The organism is Chitinophaga sp. 10T418, assembly GCF_056394125.1.
Genome location: NZ_JBFTHG010000019.1, coordinates 1 through 26,928 on the forward strand (window position 1 = coordinate 1; position 26,928 = coordinate 26,928).

Annotated in this window: 15 protein-coding genes and 1 pseudogene; 7 read left to right on the top strand and 9 right to left on the bottom strand. The window is 46.5% G+C overall.

Going from position 1 to position 26,928, the window contains the following annotated elements; genetic code table 11:
• Positions 1-163 precede the first annotated feature (163 nt).
• Positions 164-325 (top strand): annotated as a pseudogene (locus tag AC1DCV_RS33250) (hypothetical protein); the annotation flags it as partial.
• Positions 326-440: 115 nt separating this feature from the next.
• On the opposite strand, the gene AC1DCV_RS33255 reads toward AC1DCV_RS33250, so the two are convergent.
• The 8 genes from AC1DCV_RS33255 to AC1DCV_RS33290 form a co-directional block, all read right to left on the bottom strand.
• Positions 441-1,172 (bottom strand): DUF1266 domain-containing protein, encoded by a 732-nt coding sequence (locus AC1DCV_RS33255; RefSeq protein ID WP_477027210.1) that lies wholly within the window; start codon positions 1,170-1,172, stop codon positions 441-443.
• Between the two features lie 571 nt (positions 1,173-1,743).
• Entirely contained in the window at positions 1,744-10,329 is an 8,586-nt protein-coding gene (locus tag AC1DCV_RS33260; protein ID WP_477027211.1) for a hypothetical protein, read from the bottom strand.
• A gap of 59 nt (positions 10,330-10,388) precedes the next feature.
• On the bottom strand, positions 10,389-11,789 hold the full coding sequence (locus AC1DCV_RS33265; RefSeq protein ID WP_477027212.1) for a ComEC/Rec2 family competence protein: 1,401 nt from the start codon (positions 11,787-11,789) through the stop codon (positions 10,389-10,391).
• 35 nt (positions 11,790-11,824) lie between these two features.
• Positions 11,825-13,237, bottom strand: coding sequence for a ComEC/Rec2 family competence protein (locus tag AC1DCV_RS33270; protein ID WP_477027213.1), 1,413 nt, complete (start codon positions 13,235-13,237; stop codon positions 11,825-11,827).
• A 20-nt stretch (positions 13,238-13,257) separates the two neighbouring features.
• Entirely contained in the window at positions 13,258-16,707 is a 3,450-nt protein-coding gene (locus AC1DCV_RS33275) for a hypothetical protein (protein ID WP_477027214.1), read from the bottom strand.
• A 5-nt stretch (positions 16,708-16,712) separates the two neighbouring features.
• Positions 16,713-17,174, bottom strand: a complete 462-nt coding sequence (locus tag AC1DCV_RS33280; RefSeq protein ID WP_477027215.1) for a hypothetical protein — start codon at positions 17,172-17,174, stop codon at positions 16,713-16,715.
• A 13-nt stretch (positions 17,175-17,187) separates the two neighbouring features.
• Positions 17,188-17,568, bottom strand: a complete 381-nt coding sequence (locus tag AC1DCV_RS33285) for a hypothetical protein (RefSeq protein ID WP_477027216.1) — start codon at positions 17,566-17,568, stop codon at positions 17,188-17,190.
• Positions 17,569-17,705: 137 nt separating this feature from the next.
• A complete protein-coding gene (locus AC1DCV_RS33290) occupies positions 17,706-18,356 on the bottom strand; it encodes a response regulator transcription factor (RefSeq protein WP_477027217.1) in 651 nt (216 codons plus the stop codon).
• 933 nt (positions 18,357-19,289) lie between these two features.
• Here AC1DCV_RS33290 and AC1DCV_RS33295 point away from each other — a divergent pair.
• Positions 19,290-21,089, top strand: coding sequence for a right-handed parallel beta-helix repeat-containing protein (locus tag AC1DCV_RS33295; RefSeq protein WP_477027218.1), 1,800 nt, complete (start codon positions 19,290-19,292; stop codon positions 21,087-21,089).
• A gap of 1,031 nt (positions 21,090-22,120) precedes the next feature.
• Here the strand turns inward: AC1DCV_RS33295 and AC1DCV_RS33300 are convergent.
• Positions 22,121-22,864 (bottom strand): hypothetical protein, encoded by a 744-nt coding sequence (locus tag AC1DCV_RS33300; RefSeq protein WP_477027219.1) that lies wholly within the window; start codon positions 22,862-22,864, stop codon positions 22,121-22,123.
• A gap of 347 nt (positions 22,865-23,211) precedes the next feature.
• On the opposite strand from AC1DCV_RS33300, the gene AC1DCV_RS33305 reads away from it, so the two are divergent.
• From AC1DCV_RS33305 to AC1DCV_RS33325, 5 genes are all read left to right on the top strand, one after another.
• Positions 23,212-23,787 (top strand): hypothetical protein, encoded by a 576-nt coding sequence (locus AC1DCV_RS33305; RefSeq protein ID WP_477027220.1) that lies wholly within the window; start codon positions 23,212-23,214, stop codon positions 23,785-23,787.
• Positions 23,788-23,790: 3 nt separating this feature from the next.
• Positions 23,791-24,438 carry a hypothetical protein gene (locus AC1DCV_RS33310; RefSeq protein ID WP_477027221.1) on the top strand — a complete coding sequence of 216 codons (648 nt, stop codon included), beginning with the start codon at positions 23,791-23,793 and terminating at the stop codon, positions 24,436-24,438.
• Complete coding sequence (locus AC1DCV_RS33315) at positions 24,420-25,211, top strand: sensor histidine kinase (RefSeq protein ID WP_477027222.1); 792 nt, start codon at positions 24,420-24,422, stop codon at positions 25,209-25,211. Before AC1DCV_RS33310 ends, AC1DCV_RS33315 begins: the two co-directional genes overlap by 19 nt.
• An 11-nt stretch (positions 25,212-25,222) precedes the next feature.
• Entirely contained in the window at positions 25,223-25,894 is a 672-nt protein-coding gene (locus AC1DCV_RS33320) for a response regulator transcription factor (protein ID WP_477027223.1), read from the top strand.
• A gap of 390 nt (positions 25,895-26,284) precedes the next feature.
• Positions 26,285-26,881: an RNA polymerase sigma factor gene (locus tag AC1DCV_RS33325; protein ID WP_477027224.1), complete on the top strand. Its 597-nt coding sequence runs from the start codon at positions 26,285-26,287 to the stop codon at positions 26,879-26,881.
• Positions 26,882-26,928: the final 47 nt, after the last annotated feature.

The following is a 26,928-nucleotide window of genomic DNA, read 5'->3' on the forward strand; positions in this document are numbered from 1 at the left end:
TCTTATTCCTTGTCCAGGAAAATATATGTGCCAAGTGGAACAAGCCTGTACACAACTGGAATCAGACATTGGCGCAATTATCAATTATATTTAGCGAACGTTTGAAACTTAATCTTTAATCACCGTGACACACTTTATGTAATACTACCGATTCTCCGACAAGAATCTATGGCGTATGAAACAGTTTTATGAGGCATATGAATCTTCTCCTGAGCTTATACCCCTGTTAAGAGAGGTCACCTGGACTAATAATCTAACTATTTTTAGTCGTGCCACAAAAAAGGATACAGTAAATAAATTTAGATTTACTGTATCCTTTTTCTGAAATGCGTATCAGTAAATGGTTTTGTGGTTTACAACCTATGCAAAACAAACCAGGCAATACCAAAACAAAACATCGGAGCTTATTGGAATCAATGTTTTGTCAAAGATTTATCGTATTACGATTTTATAAACGGGTACTTTGTATATATATCTATATCCTCAATTTTTCTCAATGCTGGCCCCTTGCTTGTTAATATTTGTTTGCTTTCTACTATTATTTCATCTAAGTCAAACCCTTGTATTGTCCTGCCTAATAGAAAAGAAATGGTATAATCAGTCCAGTTATCACTTTTTGCAGTTGCTACTTCCGAAGCTTTTTTCATGACTTCCCAAGTTTCGGTTTCCGTTAAATAGCCAGTCCAGTAGCACCATTTGGCCAATGATACAGCCCTGCAAATATCCCAGGCATAAGCAGATTTTACTTGAGCAATTCTATCCAGGTCTAGTCCTAAACCTTTTGAAATATTTTTTTGAGTAATGCTTAATTCTTTTGTTGACTGAAGAAAAATAGCTTCAAATTCATTACTTCTTTGTAATGATATTAAACCATTTAAAGTTTCTTTCGCCGTTGTTTCGTTTGTTATTTCCCATTGCTGCTTTAATCCGCCGATATATTCATTCAAATTATTTTCTGGTTTGATTCCAAGGATTTTCTCTCCTCTATAGTAAAACAAAATTCCGCCAAATGAAAGCAGCCTTTTTTGTTCGTCAGTTAATGGTTTGTCTGAATGATTGGTATTGAAACTTTCTAGTTGTTTATTATTATATTTCTTCATCCTCGCTTTTAAAACGAGCATATATACAATAAATAACAAGGCGATTCCGCCGATAATAAGGTAAGTGTTCATTGTAATAGGGACTTTTAATGTTGGCTGTTGATTATTTTTTTTAAGTCAGTAAGTTATAGGTCAGGAACATAATTGCTACAGAAAACAGTGTATGTAAAGGCTTCCGTCTGGCCTAAAAATAATAAAATAAATTAATATTTAAAATATTTTAAAATATTAATGCGATTCATGTTAGTCGTGAAGTAATCATCATGTTAGCCCCAATCTGGAATTTCAGGGGGATGTGGAAGGTGAGGGCAATATCCATTTTTCTGAGATGACGGACATTGAAGGAATCTACTTTCATTATATAAAGGAAGCATTCCCCAGCATAGCAAGTCCAACTGCGAAGCCTGGAGCAATAACAGGGTGGCTGGAAATTTTCCATATAAACAAGGCTGCCTGATTTCGGATGATAAGAAGCGATATATTTCACGTACTCCTGATCATCCATCCTGAGAATTCAGCATGACCGGAAAGATGCGCAACTCTTCATGAACGGTGCCAGCGAAGCCAATATACCGATTGATTATTCACGTTTATAAAATAATATGATCTTCGCTCATCATAATAACTACTTTAATCATATACATTACAGTCCACTTATCAGCAAGTACAGTTGCACTTGCAACACTGGTCTTGTGCTATCATCAGAGAAAACTGTCATATCCAGGTTGTACTGAGCCTTGTTGGTTTCCGGCATATGAGTATCCTTCCATTTCTTCATCGCGTCTGCTATCATGATGGCTACTGCCAGTCCTTTATCTGCGATACTTACTTCCGTAGAGGCCAGCAGTAATACAGGCAGGTTTATTATGAATGAAGTGCCCGGTTTGGTATACTGGTAGCTGACGTGTAATTTAATTAGTATATCCGTTAACGTTACGTCATTGGTGAGGGCGATGAAGAGCTGGGTCATGTTCTCCTGCAGGGTTCTCTGCTGCGGCGCAGGGAAGACGTTGCTGTTGATGGTGGCRATATCTACGGCGCGGTTGCAGTGGAGTAGCGGTACCAGCTTGTCGAAGAAGCGCACCCACGGAGTCTGATAGATGAACCGTTGATTGGTGGGCTGCCACGTTCCATTATTATTCTGTATCAGGTACTCATTGCGGATGATGCTGGCGCCTGACCAGCTGTTTTGTTCATGGAGTATATCCAGCTGTTGCATGACCACTTCTCTGTCAGGATCTTTGTTCCTGTCGGCGTACAGGAGATAGTCACCATTTGCATCTTTGTATGTCCAGGTATTACTTTGACCGGTTACCGGCTCTGCGGTGTAATTGCTGATGTTGACCAATGGAACCATCGGCACGCTATTGCCACTATCTTTCGTAATGGTGATGCTGAGATAATTGGTAGCCGGCTCTTTGTTTTCTGTGATAGTATATGATAAAGTATACGGCGACAACGCCAGGCTAAGCGGTCCGTGACTCACCAGTTTTTTGGTGCGTGGATGTATCTGGTTCCAGGTGCTCCATGCCTTAGCCACTACAGTTACGACCTTGATGAAAGCTGCTACGGCATTCTTTGCAGCCTGCGCATTCGGTGTGTTGTTCGTTACATCATCAGCAGTCAGTGTCAGCAGGTGCATATTGAAATCATCCAGCATGGCGGGATACACGGACATGAACTGAGATAATGCCTGATCCAGTGTAGGCGATTCATCCAGGTTCCGTGACAGGAAAGTGTTACTGGATGCAGGGATATTGAATTGAACCTGCGTGTGTATGGTATCCTGTGCGGCAGACTGGTTTTGGTATACATAGCGGTAGTTCCATGCTCGTGTATCAGCGATGGTTATAGGATCGCTGCTACTGTTGACAGGATATTGAAGTCCCTGGCTCAGGATGGAAGGCGGTGTAGGATAGGCGCGCAAGGGAACCGGTATGGTGATGTTGCCTGTCTCCCCCAGGCTGTTATCCAGCGGGATAATGAAGGTCAGCCAGGACGAAGCCATGTAGCCTTCGATACCATCAACAGGTTGTAACTGGTATTCCAGGTGACTTATGGCATAACGCATGTCTGTGAAGCTGAAGCTGCGGCTGGCCGGCAGGTCTTTCGATTCAAACATATACGTAAGCCATGATTGCCCGTTGCCCAATGGCACTTTAGCGTTGGACAGGGAATAGGAAGTATTGGGCGGTGTACCGGGTGGCAGGGAAGGATCAGTACCTTTCATGCTGCCGTACAATGCAGGCACATAGGGCGCTTCCGGGGGCTGATTGTTGCTGCCTGTCCATCCGGAGTTGATAGTGGCGGGTGTCTGCACGGCTGTCGTATAGCGGTAAGCGTTAGAGAGCAGTTGGAGGATCACCTGTTTCCATTTGTCCTGTGCGTTGCCGATGTTGGATTGTGGGGTACTTCCCGGATCTATGATATAGTCGATGGTCCCTTCGATAGCATTGGCGATGTTTTCTTTTTCAGCCAGTAGTGATGCCAATGATACGCCGTTGTCTAACAGGAAGGCGGGCACGGCATAGGCGGGGCTGAGGAAACTATCTACCGCAGTGAGGAACTGCAATCCCCAGTTGTCGAGGTCTATGCTGCTGAAATGCTGCGTCACTGCGGCCCCTGCGGGATATGGCTGTCCACTTGCATACGGATAGTTGTTGCTGCTGAACGACAACAGGTTGTTGGCCAGCGGTACGGGTGCAAAGAAATATACTGCAGCATGGCTGAAGTTGAAATTGATACCACTCTTTCCGTTGCTGTCCAGTCTTATCATCCAGAGGGATGGTATTTTGTCTTCACTTTCCTTCGGTGTGCCTGTCGCCAGTTTCAGCGTGATGCCTGCGGTCGGCTGATCTTTGAAGGCCGCTTCAAACTGTTGTGCAAATGGGGTGAGCGACAAGGAATCATCGTTGCCGTTGCCACAGGGGGTGCCTTTGGATTGCGGCGGCACGGTGGTCTGTGCGCTGCTGATACCGGCAGTGTTGGCAAAAGCCGGATCTATATGTGAAGTGCGTTGTACCGTTGCTGTTAGTGTCAATGGCAGTATATCTGCATAGCTCGCAATCGTGGCGGTATCCACCGGGCTGCTGATAGTATACAGGATGCTATTGCTGTCTATGGTGGTAGCGGCTACTATGCTCTTCAGGTAGCTGATCACCGGTGTGAGGAAGCTGGTGTTCAGGGCGGCTATATTTATACTGCGAGTGGAGCCCTCCGGTACAGCAGTGCTGCCGTCAATAGAGGAGCGGAAGCTCATGTTCACATCGGTACATACTACCAGCTGATAATAGAGGCGCATGTAGGTTTCGAGGTCTATGGCAGCATTATTCTGGCTTTTGCTGCCGGTGTATTTCGTTTTGTCGAAACAGAAGCTGAGCTGTATTTCGGGTTTGCCGGCGTTCTGGGCAAACTGGTAATAGGACGATACGGCAGGCCATTGTGATATGGCGATGAGCGGATCGGTATACAGTGATGCCATTGATAATGTCAACGGCTGCACGTTGTTCATGGGTATGTTACCAAACATATCCTGCCAGTTAAGCTGCATCTGCACAGTAGCGCCGATGCCCCCATACGGATTAGGATAGTCCGGGTCTGTACCGGAAGGCTGGACATATTTGTAGTAAGGGATCACAGCTGCATAGTTCCAGTAGTCGGTGTTCAGGTTTGGTGTTTCACCAGCGCGCAGTTTATTTACCTGGTCTTCATCCAGTGTATCCGCAGGACCGGCTGGCAGCAGGTTCTGATAGGCGGCCACGCCGGGTAGTGTAGTGCCCAGCAGGTTGAACTGGTTTTGCAGGTATACCTGGTTGTCGGCGGTTGTAGGTGGTTGCTGTGAAGGATTGTATTCTCCCGGATTATTGCGTACTACTGTATAGCCCACGGTGCCCACCGGTATGGTAGCTACACGGGTGGTAATGCTGGCTGTCTGGGCATATACACTGGTAGTGGAAGTATCCACCTGATCGCCGGTTACCACGCTGTTCACAAAAGGTTGTATGAGCAGATCCGTATAAGTGACCACCAGCGTGAGGCGTGCTACGCCGTCTTTATTGAACAGGTAGGGTGGAATGCCATCGCCGTCGGAGCTACGGTAGTACAGATAAAATCCACCTGATCTCACAATGCTGTTTTCCCACAACAGTTGCAGGAAGATGCCCGGTTTGTTCAGCGTGTTGTAAGTGTTGGTCACGCTGTCTTTCAGGTAGCTGGATGTGCCTGTAGGGTTGGTTTCCGTGCTCAGGTTGGCCTGTACAATAGCCAGCTGTAAAGCGCCATTGGCAGCGGAGATATTACCTCCGGCGGAATCTGTTGTCGGGTCAGGTTCATACAACAATTGTATTTGTGCAATAAAGCTGTCGTCGCCTTTGCGGGTAGTATTAAGGAAGATGATCAGTTGTTGTAATGGTACCACACCACTGTCGTCTGCACCGGTGAGGTTGTACATGTTGCCGGCAAGCGGTGTATCGGGTGCTGAGCCGGCAGAGATCTGCTGTATCGTAACCGGCACAGTGGTGGCCCAGGCAAGATGACTGATACTTCCTTTCTCGCTGCCATCGCCGGAGGGCTTGATGGTCTGGAGGGAGAAAGGAATGGATATACCGGCATGCAATGCAAATACATCGGTCAGGTTTTGTGGCAGCAGCCACAGCACAGGATTTCCGCTTACGCCAGCAAAGTAATCGCCGGGGTATTGCCACAGCGCCGGACTGTTGAGCGTAAAGGCCTGCGGCGTATCGCGGTAGTTCACCATAGCAGCCGGTGAGCCGGATTCAAGGGTGGGCGACAACACTACACTGCGCATATCATTGATGCGGGTGATTTCATCATTGTTGATGGTGATATTGAGAGAAGCTGCATTGCCGGGATTAAAGGAAATCCAGGTGGCTGCTGCATCTTTGGTGATGTTCATACTAAAAGTATCACCGGTTTTGAGCGCCGCAGGCAGTGGGAACTGCTGGCCTGTAAGCTGGTACAGTGGTGTAATGGCGCCGGTGGCCGCATTTGGCGGAGCCGGTAAGCGTAAGCCATATAACAGGAACCTCGAAGACATGCTGCCGGTCTGTGTTACATTGGCGGCTGTAACCACTGCATTGACAAGGCTTTCGGCATCCAGACTTGTTTTCTTGTTGGCCTGCATATAATCCAGCGCATGTTGCAGGAACGTCTTGGCCACAAGGGCGATGAAATCTGTGAAGATAACAGTAGGCATGCTCAGGTCCTGCTGCTGCTGATAGTCGGGGTCAGTCACCTGCGTGCAGGCGTTACCGTAGTAATCAGCAGTGAGCTTGTTTTCTGCGTCCATACTGAGTGTGCGCAGTATGCCCGAAACGGCGCTGATATAACCATTGCTGCCGGTCATGCTCTGTGTGGCGAAGTTCACCTGCGCTCCTTTAGCGCCGTTGTAATCTGTCTGCATCAGCAGTGGTGGCAGGGCAGGGAAGATGGCGGCCTGCAGCTCCTGCTGGGTAGCAGGATCTGTAGCGGTGATCTGTACGCTGAAGAAGGTTTTCAGGAATGAAATAACATCATGTCCTGCTGTATTACTGTAGTTGAATGGTGCTACATTATCCGGCCTTGTGTTGAAATAACATAACAGCACCTGTAGCTGATCAGTACTGATCTGTTGTGTTTGCAGCCAGCTCAGTGGAACGCTGCTGCGACCATTGCTGACCAGCGCGCTGAGACACCAGTACAACACGCCGGTGCTGAGAGCGGTAAGACCGTTCACCGTGTTGGCAATATTGGCGGAGGCGGTGTCGATATAAAATATCATGTTGTATTGTGGGCCAGGTGTAGCGCCTTCTCCGGAAACGGTCAGCTGTGGGATCACATATAGATCCAGCAGGTAGTTGGTGCCGGTATCCGGTGAAACTGGCTGCCAGTTTAATGTTACAGCCAGGTCTGCGCCAAGGCGGTGGTATGCCGGGAAATTGCCACCGGTAAGACATCCGTTCCAGCCTGCATCCTGTGGGTGATTGCTGCCGATCACAAACCGTGCCCTGATAGTAGCGCTGAAACTGAGGTTGATGTGTATTTTAAATAATCCCAGGTTGATGGTGATTCGTAGTGAAACGGATACGCCGGCTACAAAGGAGATAGGTATCTCCATATAACTTTCTATCGTAATACTCACATACACATAAGCCAATATATCCACTCGTGCAGATATAATAGCAAAGTTCACTTCGCCATAGATATGACCCACCAGTCCGAAAGTGCCTTGCAGCTTATAATAGTTATCGTCTTTAGCACCACTTAATCCAGGTGTTGCATGGAAGACGGCAATCACTCCCTGGAAAATGCCTACAGCAGTGAGATACAGCCCTGCTTTCAGAATACCTTCATCAATTGTTTTGCCCACACCCAATTGCAGCCCCAATCCAAAGGCTATTACGGGATTGAATATGCCGCAGGTAGTTTTTGGGATATTGGTAGCGGTAGCACCACTCAGCCAGCCGAAGTAAAAACCACCGGAGCCGGTAAACGGAAATACCTGCACGGTGAAGGAACGCGAGAAGTCTGTAATGCTGGCAGGGAAGCCGAAGTCGAGATAGAAGTTACCATTGGTATAGATCTTGATCCCGATGTTAGGAAGCGTAATGGATACTTCCCCGAACTCAAGATGCCTGAAAACATCTGGCAGTTGCAGATCTATCTGATACATGCCGATGTTGTCATTTATTTTCTTATAAAGAATTTCGAAATAAAGGTTGGCAAAATAAGCCGCAGTGGGATCGATGCTGATCAGGAGACCATACAACTCAGGATCATTGAAGATCAGCGCCATCTTGTAGAACTTTGCTACGGTGAAGTCTGCGCCGAAGAGCCAGTGGCTGTTCTGATCGAAATACAGGGAGCCTTGTTTGTCAGGTTTGATCGGTACGCTGTTAGGTTGACCATTGGTATCAGAGAATGATTTCTTCATGGTGTCGATAGCACCCTGCATGTCGCTGATATTACCAGGATTGGTAAATGCCACATGCTGGCCCATACCCAGGAAACGAAGATCAAAGAACTGGCTGCCCATACCCGGTACTCCGGGCATGTTGCGCACATCACTGCCTTTGCCCGCCAGTGGCGCAGTTTCAGGATTGCCGCTGCTGATAGTCATGCCCAGGAACTTGCCTTCAAAGCCAAGATATACACCGGTACTATCTTTCGTAAGCGTGATGGCAGAAAGCTGCAGGAAGCCCAGGTCTACATTGCTGTTATAAACTACTTTCAGACTGCTCTGTGATGGATCATTGATATTTCTTACATATACAAACGACAAGCCATTCAGATTAATACTGTTGAGCACATTCCAGGGAGCTGCTAGCGTGAAGCCCGGTTCAAATGAAGCAATAAGATGCGTGATGATCTCTCCCAGCGACATCTTTCCGAATACAACCGTGATAGTGTCTGTATTCTTCCCATTATCATGCTGGTATTGCGCTACAATACCTTCCCATTCGAGGTATACCTGTGTATCCGGTGTACCGAACTTATAACCCACCTTGAAGTTCATACCCAGCAGCAGGGCTTCCACGGTGATCATACCGGAAGCATTGCCATTCACATAATCCATCTGCAAGGTAGCGGTGAGTTTGGGCAATACAAAGCTCTGGTAATTGAGCTGCCATTTAACGGTGCCGCCTACACTATATTTGTTTTTCTGATCTGTTGCCTCCGGCGCCGGCGTGTATACGGTAACGTTAACCCCTTCGATATTCAACGAGGCCTGATCTAACCAGGCGGGCAGGTTGGTGATACCCAGCGAGGAGAGGAACGTTTTCACCAGCTTCATGATGTTGATGCTGGAATCGGGCAGCATAGCGCCTTTGAAAGTCCATCCTGCGGAAGGATCTGCTTTCTCTGCGCGCAGTTCCAGCGGAATGTCAACGATGTTAAGCTGTGTGCTGATAAACCCGCTGATGGTGCGGTCGGCGGAGGAGAAAGGATTCTCTATATCCAACGCCATAGCTGGGTCCACAATATCCAGCACATTGAAAAATTTAATATCTACCTGTGTGGATATATCGAAGTTGATGCGGCTGATTTGCCGGGAAGTAGTGTTGTAGGTGATTTCAAGGGTATTGAGATTGAAGCTGTCAAAAGTAATATCTACTGGCAGCGCGGGGGGCTGTGTGCCTGAAAGCCCCGGCAGGGCAATGAAAAACTCATTATACTTATCGATCTCCACTTCGGCAGTGAAAGCAAGCAGCCACTCATCTTCGCCGAATGGCAGGTGCGCATGGACTTCCAGGTTTGCTGTAGCGGAAGACATCTGCATATTAAATACACCATCAATCTCTAGTGTGAAGGTAGGCTTCGCCGGTACTCTGTTAAACTGCATCGTAACGCGTAGCTGCTCGATAGCAAAGCCACTGGCCACCTGCCAGGGATGCGGGTTGGAGATAATCACCGTTACATCATAGATCTTCTGTATGGACGGATTAAAAAGAATACTCAACTGAGTGATACCGAAATTACTCAACACCGCTACATCGGGTGGCATGCTGCCCAGCACATTCATACCAGGGAATAAGCCGAGAATATCGTATATACCTCCCAGTAAGGTCTGCTGGGTGGAAAATGTCAATGACCATTGGTTAGCCGGCATATTGTTGTTGATCGGCACTGCCAGCGATATAGACAGATCAGTTTTACCAATGCGGAAAACGCCGGTGATGGTGAGGTTGGGTGTTCGCTGATTATTGACTGGATTGACATACGTAAGGACCGCAAAACCGAAATCTTTCAGTGAAAGCCCTCCTGCACCTGGAATAATGGGGAAATCGATGTTGGACGAAAGTACGGAAAGCGTCATGGCATAGGTAACCGAAGAAGCATTTAACTGAATGCCCGGGAAAGCAATAGTGGGAAATATAGTGGGATCAGCGAGCCGGTTCAATGGCAGCAATCCCATCTGCGACAGTTGTGGTATAGACAGATTGTTAAGAATGGAATCCAGTACTGTTTCCAGTATTTCGCCCCGCGTATTGATCAGTTGCAGTATGCCGTCATTATCCTGGTTATACAGGTTCACTTTCCCGGAAACAGACAGGATATTATCTTTCACAGTGATATCAGCCGGAGTAAGTGTAAACACCATGTTTTGCAGCGACAGCATCTGCAACAGGAACGGGAACCGGTTGCTGGGTATTAGTCTAGGCGTAAGCGTTAGTGTGCCGTTGGTTTGTATCTGCTGTTGCAGGTTGCTGGCTAGTTGCTGGAGGTCCATGATGACTGTTTTATGGAAATAAGATTAGGAAGAAAGTATTTTATCGATAACAACAGTGATTATGGTGGTGTATTACGATGACACTGAAACGTAGACAAGGGTTGATTGACGTTCTTGTAATAATTCACGCGGAAGACGTAGAACTGGCTCTGTGTCGTGATATTATTCGGTTCCACTTTCAGCACATAACTATCTTTACAGTTCACTTCCTTGCTCTGGTACTGGTTGTTGCCATGTACACCCTGTGGGCTGTAATCATTGCCATAACTAAAGTCTGTACTGTCTTTATTGGCAAACAAGCCGATAGCGGTAGAACGACAGTACTTCTTTGTACCACTGGGGAAATTATAGAGGTTAGTGATATAGATTCCGCGATTATTAACACCTACTGGCCGTTGGGCGGAAGACCATTCAGAGAGTGGGTCAAATAAAGTGTCTATACGTTTCTGAAAGGTGGGTTCAGGCAGTCCCCATTTCGACATATAACCTGCGGACAGAAACATCGCACAGGCAGTGAATTTCATCAGGTCAGGGCTGGAGCTGCACCCACTGCCGTGATGACTTGTTTTGAAAGCACAGACATGACCAATGGCAGATACATCATGCGCATTTCTATCGAAGCGGTAACTTTTAGTATGGAAAAGCGTATCGAAGCCTCCGTCCACGGTGACTTCCTGGTCAATGTAGGCAGAACAGTCGTTATTATTATATCCACCCATATCTCCGGCTGTGAAGTAGCGGAACTGGCCATATTCAAGTATAAATCCCAGGGAAAAATTATTGGCATTGTTACGACCTGCAATGCCATCATCCACGGCAGTGCCACCAGCGCCATATGTATAACCGGAGCTGACCAGGCATTTCAGTGTAGCAGGCACGCCGTTCAAAGTGTCTATCTTCAGCACTTGTCCTATATCGCGGGGGAAAGACGTGACCACGAGACTGCGCGATAGCAGGTAATTATTATTGAACGCATCTCTCAATGCCTTCTTGTATATGGAAGCATCACCGGCTGCTTTGGCACCTCTGTTGGGAGTGGCTTCCGGCGGGTTGATAGGGCCGTAGGTAGTACCCAATGTATATCCACCCGGATCTATCACGCTGTCTGCTCTGAAGATAGTACCGTTGCCCAGTTTATTGAAGCCGGCATAGTGATCTTTATGGAAATGTGTCAGGATAAGGTATTTGAAAGTTACCGGCATATTGGCCGCGCCAAAATAACTGGTGAAGTAGTTTTGCAGGAACCTGTCTGTTCCCGAATTGCCGCCATCAATCAGTATCTTCACCGGAAAGGTATTGTTGGCAGTATCATGCACTACTATCATTGTTGCATCGCCATTCTCTATATTGATATGATGAATTTCCAGTATTTTGTTCTGGGCCGCCATGTACAGCGGCAGCAGGAGGCAAAGGCAGCAACCGTATCTGTGAAGCAGTTTATATAATTGCTGATAGCACATTGTTTGTTATTATTGAATGATGATGAATGAATGTTTTAATCCCGCTCATTGCGATGGCACTTATAAGCCCCCAAAAAGCGAATGATGACACCCTTCCAATAATTGGTCGTGTATAAGTAGAAGACGGATTGTTTGGTGATATTATCCGGCTCAACAGTCAGTATATAGCTGTCTTTACACCGCTGATCTCTGCTGGAACCTGTCATCGAGCCTGTTGCCACACCTGCTGTATCATAATCATTGCCATATTGAAGCTGCATGTCTGTGCGGCCGGCAAATAACTGCACCGCATATTTCAGGCAACTGTCCCTCTCTGTACCATGCTTTTTAAAGTTGTATAGGTTGGTGATGTAAAGCCCCCGATCAAATATGCCGAAAGGCCGCGTGCTGTCTGCACGGCTGGAAAGGGGCTTCCACGTGGTGTCCAGACGTTGTTGAAAGGCGGGATTGGGCAATGCCCAGGTTTTCTGGTCGCCAGCGGAGACGACAGCTACCGCAGGCCGTATCTTCATGAATACAGGTTTGGTACTGTGATCACTGCCGTGGTGGCTTACTTTGAAAGCACAGATATGTCCTGTAACACTATCCGGTGCGGCGGTGGAATCAAAGCTGTAGCTGGGTTGATGAAGCAGTGTGTCCAGTCCACTTACCAATGTAGTTTCCTGGTCGATGAAATTGGGCCCCTTCTCACCACCCATGTCTCCGCCGGTGAAGTAACGGAACTCACCATACCGCAGTACAAACCCAAGGGAATAATCATTGGGACTATTTTGCCTGGAGGAGTCATGTGTAAGGGAATCTCGGATTCCTGTATAGGTATAGCCCGCGGCGGCCACGCAGGTAAGCGTTACAGGGACACCGTTGACAGTACCAACGGTAATGCTTTTTCCTATATCGCGGGGAAACGAGGTGATCACCTTACTTCTGGATTTCAGCAGGCTGCTGTCGTAGGCCTTTTTCAGCGCACCCAGATACACCTTTTTGAAATTCGTTGCATCACCACCTCTTTTAAGTGCCGTACCACTGGAGTCCGGAGGAGCTATTGCCGCGTAGGCGCTGCTGGTGAACTTATAGCCGCCTATATCAATGATGGTATCCACCTTGATGAATGTGCGGGTCCCCAATGATTTAAAACCCATATAGTGATCTGTGTGATGATGGCTTAGGATCATATATTTAAAATGTGCTACAGGCACAGAGTCACCGAAGCAATTTTTAAAATAACTGCTGAGGAAGGCCAGGGAATTTTTTATGCCTCCATCAATCAATATGCCCGCTGGAAAGGTATTCGCTGCTGTATCATGTATCAGAATCATGGTAGCATCGCCGTTTTCTATATTGATATGATGTATTTCCAGTAGTTCTTGAGCTTTCAGCGAAAACGTTGCCAGCAGGCACATACAGCATATAATGCTGCGCAGATTTATTTTGAGGGAAAGGGGAAACATAAGATAGATATTTAACAGCGTCATTTTTTTACATAGGCAGCATACCAGCCAAGGCTCTCTGGTGGCGCACCCTGATCAGGATTACCAAAGAGGAAGAAGCCGATATTGCCTCCTGGTGGAAACGAAAGACTGAGCAGTTTTACTGCAATATTGTTGATCTTCATAAGATAGGCCGCCTTGCCAGGACCGCTGCCATCTGCCAGGGATAAGGATACGGAGCCGATATCCAGTTTTAGTACACCCTGCAGGCTGAAGAAAGGCGCCTGCGGATTTACACCAGGGAGCTTCAGCGCAGCAGCAGTGCCACTGCCGCCTACATTCCACGCAGCGAGGAAGGTAGTGTTGAAACCTGCCGCTGATGCCAATGCTCCCAGTGTGCCCATATTGAGCGTGAACACGAGTCCATACCAGTCACCTGAAATACCTTCCTGTGGTTGGTTGATCCATTGTGTTACGTTCAGGAATCCCTGAGATGCAGGCGTGTTGTCTTTGGAGCCGGTGGTCATACCAGTGAGCTGTAGCGGGAAATGCCTGTACAGGCTATCATTGCGGGCGGTACTCTGACCTATGTCTACAGAAAGATGACTGATGTCGAAGCGAAAAGTACGTGTGGATGGTGTTTCCAGCGGAAAGTTCATGTCGAGGTTCAATCCTGCGCAGGCAACGCCGGCACTGCCCGGCAACCCATTCACTTCATTCCCGAAGGAGAGTATATCAAAATCACTGAGCTTGTTGAAGTTGATGAATCCCCAGCAGGAGAAGACTGACTGCACGATGCCCTGACCACCACTTTGTGGTACAGTGGTGCTGAAGGACGCTTTCTGTATTTCTACATCCTGCATAATCGTGCTGTCAAGAAAGATGAGATTATCATCTGCACTCACAAACGTATACGCCGGAACGCCATCGTGATTTTCACAGGCTCCACGCAGTATCACGAGGTTGTCCCGGTTATCTGCTTTTGTTTTCTCACCGAAAAGCCGGTTGATGGTAAGTGCAATATTGCTGTTGAAATTCACCACCTTCGCATTGTTGAACAGCACTTTGAGATTGAGCACCTTGAAATCATAATCCACGTCTGTATTGATCACCGCCTCTTTCTTGTATCTTTCTACTGATTGTCCCAGCGAAAGAAACACCTGGTCTTCATAATCAATCAAACCAAACAGGGCGCTCACGGGCAACATGGATAATGCGCCGTTATCATTGTGCACTACGCTCATGTCTATGCCAAAATGGTGCGCATTGAACCGCTGGAGGTCGATACCTGCAAGCAGACCTTGAAGTGCTGAAGGGAAATGTTGCACATCCACTTTGATAGCAAGTGCCAGAATTCCCTGCCATTGAGGGTCTGTAGCCGCCGTATAGAATTTATAGTAGTCGTTGTCCTTATTCACCAGGTAATTATCAATACCTGTTTGTACATACTGTTGTATCCATGTTGATAATAATTCGAGTCCATTGTTGTCAGTCATGTTAAACTGATCCGCCATAGTCCATCCCTGTGGATTGCTGATATGATCTGTCAGTGCACCGTTACGGAATTTGAAGATCAGCACATTGTTGAACTGGCCATATACATTCTGCTGCGGCACATCCAGTATAAAAGGCCAGCCGTCCATATACATTTCATTGCTGAAGGAACCAAGTACAGGAGTGCCGTCAACAGTAGGATTGAAAGAAATAACGTTGAATAGTTGATTGGTCTGGTAAGCGCTTTGTAAGGTATGTCCGAGATCGCTGAAGAAAAGTTTGTAGAGGGGCGACATATTGCCATCACTCTGCAGATACTGATTGCTGGCCAGTTGCAGTAATTTCCAGACGCCGCTTGTTTTGTCGGCTTCGATATAAAAGCCTTGTGGACTTGTGCCCGGTACAATATCGGCGGCGGCAGTTTGCATAGATCTGCGTGCCTGTATCAACTGTTGCTGCTGGCTCGCGCCGATTACATTTTTGCGTTGCCCACTGATGATCTGCAACTCATAATTTTGAAGGTCAGTAAGTACATTGCTGGAAGTAGCGTCGCCATAGGAAGACATCGGGAATACGATTGTTTGGGAGAGCGCTCCTGCATTGGGTATGAAGCTGCCTAGTATTTCCTTATCTGTAAACACATCCTGATCCGCTGCAAACAGGGAAGCGCCTACCGGTTGTGCATGATAGATAACGGCGGGATTGCTGCTACTGCCTTGCTGGATGGTGGCCCATGCAGTCTGGTAGCTGTTGTTGAGCAAGGGAAGGACCTTACCATTCTCATCCAGGTTGGGGGATCCTGCTAAAGGAAACCGGTCTGCAGATGCAGGTTGTTTGGGAGTGAAACACAGCAGATCGCCGGTGCTGCCATTCACTTCTGGTGTGAAGCTCACACTCTCTGTGCCGGCGAGGCCATTCATGAAGCGCATCTGTTTGTTGCTGTCGAGATAAGGAGCATATTTGCTGTCCAGTACCAGCGTGAAGTTACCGGATGGTATGAGATACCAGGACAGTGTATCGGCGGTATCCCGGTGGCTGAATACGAGCAGGGCGCTACCGGGACCGGGATAGTTGTCAGTACCATTGATGGTAGACAGATTGACCACAGGTTTCATCTGCAATGGATAACCATAATCAGCAGTATAATAAGTATCGAATAAGGTAGGACTGTGGGTGTTGACCTGAGAATCAGAGTAGAGGGTTTGTCCCAGCAAGGCAAAGTAAGTTCCTGTCTTATGTATGTTCATCATATCCACAGGATTGATACTTGCCTGGCAGAGCAGAAAGTAATTGAGAAGGCCGTCTGGTACAAGTGGATAGCGGATTGTACAAAGGGAGCTATCCGCTGTGCTGTTATAGAAATATTTTATGCTGAGGTCATAGGCCACAGCGGTAAAGTCACGGGCCAGGTTGAAGCCTATCACCAGGCGCATGCAGCCTCTGCCAATACCGGTAAATGGGAGTACCAGCGGAAAGGGTTGTGTAACTGTGCTGGAGGCCACGGTGTTGGCCTGGAAGCTGACCTGTGAAGGATCATTGAAGGTGAGCAGCAGGCGATCATTGTCGGCATCAACGGAAAAATAGGTGTTGATGGAACCTATGTACAGCGATGCATAATTGTTACCGAAGCTGAAGTTCATTTGCTGCATGATAGCAAAACCTTTATTGTATTGTGTCAGGAGCAGCGCCGTTACATTAGCGGATGAAAGGGTATCATTGGGGGAATGGAGCCATAGAATTGCGTTATCAGGTGTATCACTGGGAATGAACTTAATATAGTTCCATATATTCTGTACCAGCGTATCTGCACTGATGGCAGGAGTGCTGTTGGCAAAAAGATAATAGCCATCGATTACAACACTATCGCTGAGGCTGAGGGTGTTTTTGCCGGAGGATGTACCGGATGCCAGTACAAAGGCACACCAGCCGTTATCTTCAGGAGTGGTGTATAGCGATGTATTACCTGAATGAGTGTTGCTGAATGCAAGGGTGCTCATAGTACTCAGCGGTTTATGGTTTTTGCAGGGCATGGTGGTGAGATGCCATTGACATACCACGCTGCCAGCAAACCTTTGAAAACAAAACTTTGGTGGTTACTGTATACGCTGTAACTGAAATCGCCATTCAGCATGCCCGGCATATCCGGCAGTGAAGGCAACATTTTCAGTAAACCCCTGGCGCGTCCTGTTCCCAGCTCCAGATCAAAAATATATGTGTTGTTAGTGGGAGTCAGCTTGCACAGACCCGCCAACTGCGTGTCCAGTAGCAACACACAGGTGAGGGCATTACCGCAGCTGTCGATCTTGTATATTATCTGCAGATCACCCAGGATACGTTGTGAGCATTTCCCGGGAGTAGAAAGTACATCAGGAAGGCAATCAGCCTTTGGTTGTTGAGCGTATAGCAATGAGGAGACAAGCAACAACAGGATAGTACCTGTTGCTGCTGTTATTTTTACCGGCATCTATCTTATGATATTAATGCTGATCCTCTTTAATTCTTGGTTTAACTTTAGCGCCTGCATCGCCACTGGCGTTCCAGGCAGCAATGGAGGCGGAGTAAGGAGTATCGTTATTCCCTTGTTGATCTGTAGCGTCTCCTTCTGCAAAAACGCTACCATCAGTGAACCCTATCGCTGCTGTGAAAGTGGCCTTTTTGAGATTTACGGTCTGCTGTCCCCTTTGAAAAGTTACAGGGCCTGCTGTAGGCTGAATAGGCGAAAGTGTTACGCTGCCGAGATCTCCGGCAGCAGACGTAAATTTTACTACTGCTATCTGCATGCCTCCGTTTATACTGACAGTGGTGGTGGCAGAAACGKAGTTTACCAGCGGTGTAGTCTGTTTATAAGGGAAACCCATAGTGATAAGATTTAGATGGTTAAGGAAAATGTTGTTTGATTACGGAAGTAAAGGTAGGATGACTAACATTTTATATGACCCGTATTTATCCCGTTAGCCATACGTAATATTACGCTTGTTCTGTTTGGTTTTTTTCTTTATACTTCTACCATATTCTGCCGGATTGCATACACAACAATGCCCGCAGTGCCCCGCACATTCATCTTTTCCATGATCCGCAACCGGTAGCCTTCTACGGTTCTGTTGCTAAGACCCAGCCTGGCGGCTATTTCTTTGGTAACCATATCCTGGCATATCAGTTGAATAATCTGCTTTTCACGTGTGCTGAATAGCTCCCGCTGCGTGGAAGAATGTGTCGCAGAAAATAGACGCATCACCTGTGATGCAATAGCACGGCAGTAATAAGGCTTCCTGTTGTATACATCATGAATCGCTTCCAGTATCTCCAGCCTGTCGCATTGCCTGAGCAGAAAGCCCTGCACGCCGGCCTGTAACATGCTGCCCAGCATCGGCACATCATCCAGCAGTGATAATGCAATGATGTTTACGTTCGGCAGTGTTTTGGGCACATATTGCAGTACCGTTGTGTTGTCACCAATATCAAATGTGGGGTCAGTGAGGAGAATGTCTGGTTGTAGTATAGTAAGCGCGGAGGTAAGCTCGTTGCCATCAGCCGTGGTTCCCAGGAGATCTATATCTGGTGCGGTCTGCAGAATATGCGAAAGTCCTTCGAGATATACTTCCTGACGGTCAGCCACGAACAGGCGGATAGGATAGTAATGTTTCATACGCAATGCGATTCCCAGTCAATGTATTTCCTGGGCTGGTTATTTTGAGTAGGTGGCTCCTGGCCTATAATTCTGCATGCATACTCTCTGAAGGAGGCAGCCACAATATATTATCCGGTTTGTTGTGCATGTCTTTATTTTTGTAGAGACACTGCAATAAAGGTAAGGGAATTTTCATTATCGCATACCGGGAAAAATAACAGTTGATAAGAGCCATTTGGTTATTGGATCAAAGGACACTTGAAGTACAATAAAATTGTGCTTCCCATTAGTAGATGTCTTTTTCTCGAATTGCTCACCGTGTCAGGAATTGGTGCGTACAGATGCAATACTGTGTTCGCAATTTGTTTTGGTGGGATGCGGCGTTGTGGAAGTGAATGTGTTACCGGATGAGTAAGTGGTTTCAGGTTGGTATTTGTATGCACCATTTGTTAATACCACGCAATTATCAAACGATAAAGTATATAGTTTATGTGAATGGCTATTTTTGCTCCACAAAAATCTATTCTTAATATAAGCGTTATTTATGGTTAAGCTTATTAAATAAGCTTCAATTCCAGATGAAATAGTAATGGATAAAATCTATTTTATCAGGGGATCACGAAGAACGAAGAAGCAGTCGATTACCATAGGGGCTAATTCTTGGTCGCCTGACATTGCAGTTCCCCATTGGTGCAAATAAAGCATCAGTGTTTGGTAATATAATGTGTGTGGACAGGAGGTGAATGAGATACCTTTGACGGTCTTTATCAACTTTACTTTCATTTACCAGCAATAAATTGTTACAGTAGTTGCCAGGGCCGCCACTTATATGCATAGTATTAGCCGGAATGATGAGGGTATCTGAAATTTTCTTTGCAGCTATCTTCCTTTAAAAGAAGAAACAGTATATCAATAAACCCACCGAAGTTTTTTAATAGAAATAAACAGTTTATGAATCAACGACCGCTGTCCATACTGGCAGGCTTATTATTATCACTGACGGCCACCGCACAACAGCATGTTGCGGTAGGAATTGCGCCCAATACGTTTGCCGATGCTACCATCATTGTGCAACGGGCTATTGCAGCCTGTAAAGATCAACCTGGTGCAGTGCTTGAATTTCAGGCAGGCCGCTATGATTTTTATCCGGATAGTGCGGTGAAGAAATCCTATTTTATTTCCAATACCTCCGATGAAACAGAAGTGCCTGATAAGCTGAAAACGATCGGGCTTTTTTTCGAGAACTTCAAAGGCTTGACGATTGAAGGGAATGGCGCTGAATTTATATTTCACGGCAAGATGACCACCTGGTTATTTGACCATTGTGAAAATATGACACTGCGCAATATCAGCGTTGATTTTGAGCGGCCTTCCATGTCGGAGATGACATTTAAAACAGTTACTCCAACTTCTATTGTAGCGGCCATACATCCGGATTCCCGTTTTACTATTGTGAACCAGCGGCTAATATGGTATGGAGAGAAATGGTGGATGAAACAATTCCATGCCATCCTTACAGATACGACCCAGGGTATTTACAGATACTCTTCCTGGGATCCGTTTTATAAGAGCAAGGCGGCACTGATCGCCCGGGGTGTGGTACAGTTCACTGGTGATTTTTCCAAATTTCATGGCGCGCCGGGAAATGTGCTTTCCGTAAGAGATGGTATCCGTGATCAGGTAGGTGCTTTTATTCAACATAGCAAAAATGTGCACCTGGAAAATATACATATGCGGTATATGCATGGACTGGGTATTGTAGCACAGTTTTCTGAAAATCTTTACTATCGCCATATTCAGGTGATACCTGCCGGGAATAGCGGGCGTGTAATCGCTTCTTTTGCAGATGGCATGCACTTCTCAGGCTGTAAGGGCACTATTGAAATTACGGACGCACATTTCAAGGGGTTACATGATGATCCGATAAATGTACATGGCACACATTTGCAAATTACTGAGATCGTATCGCCGCGGGTGTTGAAGCTGCGCTTTATGCATCACCAGACGTACGGCTTCGCTGCTTTTTTTGCAGGCGATAGTATTGAATTTGTGCGGGGTGCTGCATTGCAGGGCTATGGCAAAGGCCTGGTAAGCACTGCACGGATGTTGTCGGACAGAGAGATGGAAGTAACGCTCCGCAAGGATATGCCAACAGGCGTACGTATTGGTGATTGCCTGGAAAATACGACCTGGGTACCATCGCTGACTATACGGGATAGTCGTTTTGAAGGCGTGAATACAAGAGGTTTACTGGTGACAACGGGAAAGAAAGTAGTAATTGCCAACAATACTTTTTACAGAACCGGTATGCATGCTATTTTGATAGCGGATGATGCCAGCAGCTGGTATGAGTCAGGAGCTGTGCAGGATGTTACCATTACTGGTAATACCTTTGAGGGGTGCGGTTATAACTCCGCTTATGTGATTGCCATTGCACCGGAAAATCATACACTGGTAAAGGGCTATATGGTACACCGGAATATCAGGATAGAAAACAATAATTTCAGGATCGATAATTCGGCTGTACTCACGGCACGGAGCACAGGGAACCTGATTTTCCGTAATAACCGGATTAGCTGGATGAATGATTTCACGGCGCCGGAGGGGAAGGAGAAGGTGTCTTTCAGTTTAACAGCCTGTGAAGATGTACAGATTACCGGCAATGAGGTAAAGCTGCCTTTTAAGCCAGTGGTGCAGTTGCAGGAGATGTTGCCGAAAGCGGTGAAAACGGACCTGCTTTTTAAGAAATAGAAGTCTGATTACATGGTGTTTACTGCATCATGATGTAGCCGGGATGGAAGTGGAAACTTTCATCCCGGCTTATTTTTGCACCTGAGAAACCTGTAATTATGCCAGTGACCTGCCGGAGAAATTCAGCGTCATATTTATCCATCATGAGCAAATATTCGCGCAGTTATGGTCAATAAAGCATTAGTTGTTCTCTGTCTTAATCCCAAATTTTACCAGTGGTAATTAACATTAGTCGAGAGTATACCATCCGGGTTGGAGAGCAGATCGCCTGGTTGTTTTCTGAATATTAGATCGAGAAGCAAATTTCCTCTGAAGTGAATTTCATTATTGCAGCATGTCATGGCTGTTGGAAGGATATGCCAAAATAGCCAACGCGTTAATGATGCTGTTATCAAGCTTACAACTGTAGGTTGTCTTAAACATAATTAAAGTGAATCCAGGTTATGTATTACAATGGAGCGAGACTGCTGTCTAAATTATTGCTGCAGGTAAAAAAGACATTCATTATCATAACGAATGTGAAAAGAGTCAAAGCAAAACGTAAGCTCCTGAAGGAAATCAGGATTGCCAATGAAGTTTTAATGAACAAGCCACAAGAACCTGTTGCTGAGCAATCGGTTCTTGTGGAGGTGACCCCGCGTCACTGTTTGTTCGCTATTGAGTTTAGTCTGAATTGACCGGGTTAATAGCTGGGATTTAAAGTAATTGGCAAAAGAAATGGATGGATAGGCTGACCCCTGCTATTTCGGATAATTTGATGATCGGGTATGCATTACGTAGATTCCGTTGATGCTATGCCTGGCATCCGCTATGCACCTATAGAAACAGTGCAGTAGAGGTGGACTTGATGCGGGGATGACGTCCGGATGTATAACCGGGATGAAATTGAATCAGAGGAGGGATGGAGGACAGAACCGGCCATAGCAGCGCTGCTTCAGAAGGATGCTGTAGCTGAGAAAAGAGATGTACTATTGAAAGGAAGCAGGCATAAGGGGTTTATTCATCAAAATATCTCCGGAGGCAGGAGTGCTTTATTCCAGTTGAATAACAGCTGGATAGGCGTGTGTATAGGCAAGTTTGGGAAGCAATTTTGTCCGCTTTGGGTAGATACGTTTATGAGCATATTTGGGTACCTGTGGGGCTGCTACCGCAATAATATCGGCGGCCATGTATTGTCTGTTGCCCGATGGGCCATCTCTGTACAGGACTCTTACCTGGAAAATCACTACCAGTGAGCCCTCCCCGGGCACATCCAGCGAAACATTTGTTTCCTGGAAAGTGGTATCGGGGGCTATCATGAGCGTCACCGTTTCGCTACCCGCCACCCGGCGTGATGTAAAGTCAATACGCGTTGCAATCACTTTTACTTCCAGGGCAGCAATACCTTTATATCCGGCAATGGTTTGCGCGGGAATGTTTAATATCCCGTTACTCAAAAGCCGTGGAGTCACCGCAAAGAAACGATCTACCCCTGTATGCTGATTGAAGCGGAAGCCAGTCAGGGCTTCGTGATGATCGCCGGCAGCAATGAGCAGCTTGTTGAGCCGATTGATGTGGCCGCCATCACAATGGATATCCAGGTGGGGGTAGCAAGCTTTACGGATAAAAGCGCCTTTCCTGCTGGCGATGCCAAAGCGCCGGGATGCGCGGCGGGTAGCAGCCGTTTGCTGCACGCTTTCAGGCATGCTGCGCAGGAAGTAATTGCCATTGCGCTTATACCCAATGAGATTGCCGAGTTTTCCCGTAAAAGAAATGACAGACATTTGTTTTGCCATGGGAGATTATTTTGATTACTATAAATATAACATAATTCGGGGAACGTGTTTTCGGGCCAGATGGAAGATTAGCTAAAGGGAGTGTATTGCGTATTGTATAATATTTAAACTATCACTTCCCCTACCTACACCAGGTGCCCCTGTATATAGGCCCCATATTCAACGCTGCAGCCGGAAGAAATGAGTATTTTGAAAACGGGTATTATTGTCTGTTTTTGGGAAAAGAAGCAGGTATTTATAACTGTTTTTGAGGACCCTGGGTATCAGCTTCATTATTTGTAATTACATTACAGGAACTTTGTCATGCACTACTAAGCATCAACCAAATCCTATAAAACACACTTAAAATGAAGCAACACCTCTTTTCTCTTATCCTATTGCTGGGCCTCTGTGCCGCAGGATGTAAAAACCAGCCGTCTGCCGGCACTGCTAAACCGGGAACCACCACAAGAAATGATTGCAACCAGGTTACAGACAGTGTAGGCCGCGTACTGGTGAACCTTGTAACGGCCCGCCAGAGTATTCAATCATACGATAGCCTTTGCCGCATCCACTGGAAAGGCACGGAACCGGTAGAATCCTATACCATCCGGGCAGTGGACCTCCTGGCTGCMATGGGCCTGCCGCCGGAACTCGCCGATTCATCTATATGCAGGTTCAAACACATCCGGGTATACCTTGGGTTTAAAGAAAAAGTGGGGTTCAAGTTGTACCTGGTACCAGTAGATAATGCCTGCCTGAAAGGTAACGATCCCAGCAAATGGAACGCTGGTGTGGACGTTATACTCGACAAAGAGGCAAACCCCATCCTCGCAAATACTGATTCAACAGGAATAGCACTTTACGACAAGTACGTACTGGATCTCAACGCCCCTTGTCCGAATACCTGCCCGGAGCCAGGACTCCTTAATGTACACCGTTGATATATGAGCTTTTCAGAAACGATCATATTGTTATCACATGTACCTGTTTTAGTCACAGTAGTGTATGCAGCTGTGCACTATGGCAAATTGCCCCGTGAGCTGAAAGTGTTTTCATGGTTTATTTTCCTGTCGGGCATCATCCAGTTCACCTCCCTGGCTTTCTGGTTCATCAGCAAAAACAACATGCCGTTGCTGCACATATATGTGGCGGCAGGATTCCTTTGCCTGGCATGGTTCTACAACACATTGCTCAATGGATTCATAGATGCAGGCATAATATGGCTCATCGCCATATTATTCTTGCTTTATACAACAATCAACTCCCTGTTCATTCAGCCTATTCACACTTTTAACTCTATCGCATTAACGGTGGAGAGTATTCTCATTGTGATCCTGGCCTTGTTCACTTACCGGTTCTTTCTGAGTGATATTGTAAAAGAGACCAGCGGCCGGAATATCAGGAGTCTTAACTGGATCAATTCGGGATTGTTTATCTATTATTCTTCCTGCATACTGATATTTTATTTCGGCTCTGTTATCACTGGTACTTTCAGCAGGAACCTGGGTTTGTACGCCTGGATATTTCACTCATTCTTTTCCATTGTCATGTATACTTGTTTTTTTATCGGCTTATGGAAATCAAAGACCTGAGTTTTTTAAATGCATTGCTGCCATTGGCGGTTATTGTGTTCATCATCGGTATTGGGGTAGTGTTCCTGAACCTGCATTTTCAAAAGAATTTGTCTATGGAGAAACTCCGGCAGGAGGCATTGAAAAGTAGCTACCAGCATGACCTGCTTCGCTCGAATATTCAGGCGCAGGAAGAAGAGCGCAAACGTATTGCACACGACCTGCACGATGAATTGGGAGCGGTAATGTCTATTATGCGTATGCATCTCATGGTACTCGAACAGCAAAGCACTGATGGCACGAAGCAATTACAGGAGTCCCTGCAGTATGTTCGTCAATTGTCGGAGACGGCACTGGCAAGTGTGAGAAGTATCAGCCACCGCCTGATGCCACCGCAGCTGGAATCATTCGGGTTGAAGGCCGCGCTTGAGTCGGTAACGGAACAGATCAACAAGGCCGGTGAGATAAAGATAGAACTGGGTTGTGAAGCCCGCATGGACGACCTGCCCTGGCTGGTAAACCTCGGCCTGTTCCGCATCATCATGGAAATGATCAACAATACGCTCAAACACGCTGGCGCCAGATCGATAAGAATAGACCTTTTGCGGCACAGCCAGGAACTGGTATGTTATTATACGGATGATGGGAGAGGACTGTCAGATGGTAATGCCAGCAAGGGCCTGGGGCTCAAGAGTATTGAAGGGCGGGTGAATGCGCTCAGTGGAAAACTGGAAATGGGCAACCAGGAATCAGGCGGATACTACGCCATTGTCCGATTAACATTACCTGCATAATACTTTACTATATGAAAAAGGAGATCAACATAGGATTAGTGGAAGACCAGGTCCTTTTCAGAGAAGGGATGAAAGCCATTATCAATACCTGGCAGGATATGAAGGTGATATTTGAATCTGCTGACGGTTACTCCGTGCCGGACAGATTACGCCAGGCGGCTGTTGTCCCGGACGTGATGCTGGTCGACCTCTCCCTGCCACCGGATGGCGACAGAGAATACAGCGGTCAACACGTTACCCAGGCGCTCTCGGTTGCTTATCCTGAAATGAAGATCCTTATCCTGTCGGTCCATGATGATGAGAATTTCATTAACCAGTTAATTCAATGCGGTGCGCATGGTTACCTGGTGAAAGACAGTGCGCCACTGGAAGTACAGGAAGCCATCATTGCTGTGTATACTAAAGGATCTTATATCAATGAGCGCGCGTTAAAGGCCTTGCAGCTCAGAACGGCGAGAACTGTCAGGAGCAAGCCGCAGCACCTCTCTATCACCAAAAGAGAGGAAGAGATTTTGCAGCTGGTATGCAGACAATATACTGCAGAGGAGATTGCGCAGGAACTTTTTATCAGCGTAAAAACGGTCAATGGCCATCGGAATAACCTGCTGCAGAAAACGGGTTCACGTAATGTTACCGGCCTGGTGTTGTATGCCATCCGGAATAATATCGTATCGTTGAAATAATATCGTCATTTAGGCTTATGATGGGTATTCAGGGGTATTTTTCAAGGATGATAATTCTACTATGGATAAAGTAGTTCGATTGCTGTGCCTGCAGGATCATCTCCCGATTTGGTCGGCTAAACATTATTTCTGATTATGCTACATCCGCATAAAACTTTCATCCCGGCTTATCTCTGCGCCTGGGAAACCTGCCATTATACTTTATTGTGCAAAGAAAACATAAGGAAGAGCTAAAATCCTACTAGGAAGCGATGTGAATTAATGTGAGCTTTAGAAGTGATTTTTGCTAAAATCGGGAAAGAAGGGAATAGATTTATCCGGAAAAGTACACGTTATATTATACAGTGGGAGCCAAACACATGTTTCTCTATATCAGATATCTTTTATTAAATGTATTCAAGCTACACAGATGATCAGTTGTCGCGGTTGCTTGCCAGTGGCGATGAGAGGGCGTTTAATGAAATCTACAACAGATACTGGAAACGGCTGCTTTTTGTTGCGCACAAACGCCTGCGTGATACAGAAACAGCAAGAGAAGTTATTCAACGTGTATTTCTGAATCTTTGGAATAAGCGGGAACGGCTTACCATAGCTTCTTTGCCGAACTACCTGGCGGCTATGACAAGACATGCCGTATACCGTTACCTGGCCGACGAGCACCGGAGGCAGGTCCTGCACGAAGTGCATGCCGGTATTGCAGGCCTGGAAGGGAAAGCGCTTGAGTTTGATCTGGAAAACAAGCAACTTCTTGATATACTCGTGAAATATGCCGGCGATCTGCCGGAGAAATTCAGCATCATATTTATCCATCATAAATTACTGGACAAGCCGATTGAAGAGGTAGCGCAGCGGCTGGGTGTATCACCACGTACTGCCGAGCGCTACATCAGTCAGGTCATGAATATTATGCGTAACAAGCTGCGAGCCTTGCGCACAGCGGTATTTGTCTTGTCTGCTTTATATGCTGCATGGAAATTCTTCTCCTGATGGCAGATACCAGTACCCTCTGTTTGTTCTCCTTTTTTTATTTCCTC

Excerpts from the sequence above, each read along its gene's own strand:
- AC1DCV_RS33320 (WP_477027223.1), top strand. The coding sequence starts at position 25,223 with ATGAAAAAGGAGATCAACATAGGATTAGTGGAAGACCAGGTCCTTTTC.
- AC1DCV_RS33265 (WP_477027212.1), bottom strand. The coding sequence starts at position 11,789 with ATGTGCTATCAGCAATTATATAAACTGCTTCACAGATACGGTTGCTGC.
- AC1DCV_RS33275 (WP_477027214.1), bottom strand. The coding sequence starts at position 16,707 with ATGAGCACCCTTGCATTCAGCAACACTCATTCAGGTAATACATCGCTA.
- AC1DCV_RS33270 (WP_477027213.1), bottom strand. The coding sequence starts at position 13,237 with ATGTTTCCCCTTTCCCTCAAAATAAATCTGCGCAGCATTATATGCTGT.
- AC1DCV_RS33280 (WP_477027215.1), bottom strand. The coding sequence starts at position 17,174 with ATGCCGGTAAAAATAACAGCAGCAACAGGTACTATCCTGTTGTTGCTT.
- AC1DCV_RS33290 (WP_477027217.1), bottom strand. The coding sequence starts at position 18,356 with ATGAAACATTACTATCCTATCCGCCTGTTCGTGGCTGACCGTCAGGAA.
- AC1DCV_RS33295 (WP_477027218.1), top strand. The coding sequence starts at position 19,290 with ATGAATCAACGACCGCTGTCCATACTGGCAGGCTTATTATTATCACTG.
- AC1DCV_RS33255 (WP_477027210.1), bottom strand. The coding sequence starts at position 1,172 with ATGAACACTTACCTTATTATCGGCGGAATCGCCTTGTTATTTATTGTA.
- AC1DCV_RS33300 (WP_477027219.1), bottom strand. The coding sequence starts at position 22,864 with ATGGCAAAACAAATGTCTGTCATTTCTTTTACGGGAAAACTCGGCAAT.
- AC1DCV_RS33315 (WP_477027222.1), top strand. The coding sequence starts at position 24,420 with ATGGAAATCAAAGACCTGAGTTTTTTAAATGCATTGCTGCCATTGGCG.
- AC1DCV_RS33310 (WP_477027221.1), top strand. The coding sequence starts at position 23,791 with ATGAGCTTTTCAGAAACGATCATATTGTTATCACATGTACCTGTTTTA.
- AC1DCV_RS33325 (WP_477027224.1), top strand. The coding sequence starts at position 26,285 with ATGTATTCAAGCTACACAGATGATCAGTTGTCGCGGTTGCTTGCCAGT.